Annotated in this window: 1 pseudogene; it reads right to left on the reverse strand. The window is 65.3% G+C overall.

Annotation, left to right across the window (positions count from 1 at the left end):
• Positions 1 to 1,003 (reverse strand): annotated as a pseudogene (locus DXXMK7_RS23075) (filamentous hemagglutinin); the annotation flags it as partial.

Genomic DNA, 1,003 nt, shown 5'->3' on the forward strand with positions numbered 1-1,003 from the left:
GTGCGCGATGGTGTTCGCCATCACATCCGTGTTGCCCTGCGCATCCGTCGTTGCCTTGTGGATCTGCTCCGCCAGATACGGCGCCGCCGCACCCGTCACCGCCTGCGCCACATTTCCCGCCAGCACGCCCTGCAACGCCGCCGTCACCGCCTGTATCCCCTGTCGTACCGGCCCGCCCGTGCGGTACGGCGACGCATTCAATGACGCATGGTAGTAATCCTGATACAGCGCCTGCGTCACGTCATCCTGCGTTATCACCTTATCCGGCGACGCCTGCGCCAGCGACGCCGCCTTCTCCCTTCGTTTCTCCGCCGACGTCGCCGCCAGCCCGGCGTTGGCGTCTTTCGTCGCGTTTATCGTCCCTTCCGCCGAGGCGATATCCAGCACCTGCGCACCGATTTCCGACAGCAGCTGCGCCTGCCGCAGCTTGCTTTCCACCTTCTCCTTGTCGAATATCGGATTCAGCGCACCGCTGTTGGCCCCCGCCGTATCCCGGCTCAGACCGCTCACGTCCTGCTGTTGCCCGGTCGGGTTGCGGATGACCAGCGTGCCGTCGCTCACCGCCGCATACGTCGTCCCCGCCGACGAGCCGCTCTGGTTCGCCCCCGCCAGCATCAGGCCACCCACGTTGCTCAGCACTTGCAGCCCCACCGGCGCACTGGTGCTGAACCCGCCGCCGGTGTGTGATGCGCTGTACTCGGCCCGGTTGTCGATATTGCTGAAGCCCAGCGTCCCGGTTTCCAGCCGGTTCCGCTCCGCACTCGCCGTGGACGCTATCGCCCCGCCATCCAGTTGCGTGTGGTTCCCCACCGTGACATCAAACCCGTTACTGCCGGCAAACAGTCCTGACTGCTCCTGCACGCTGTCAAAGTTGCTGTGCACCTTGTCACGGCTGAAGCTGAAGCTGGCTCCGCCACCGCCGCCGTAAATCGGTATCGTCACCCCGGCGCTGACACTCTGCTGTTTGCTGTCGTAACGGTCGCTGTCCTGCTCGCTGCGCACC

Origin of the sequence: Dickeya sp. MK7, assembly GCF_000406305.1 — a bacterium.
Taxonomy (GTDB): Bacteria; Pseudomonadota; Gammaproteobacteria; order Enterobacterales; family Enterobacteriaceae; genus Dickeya; species Dickeya fangzhongdai.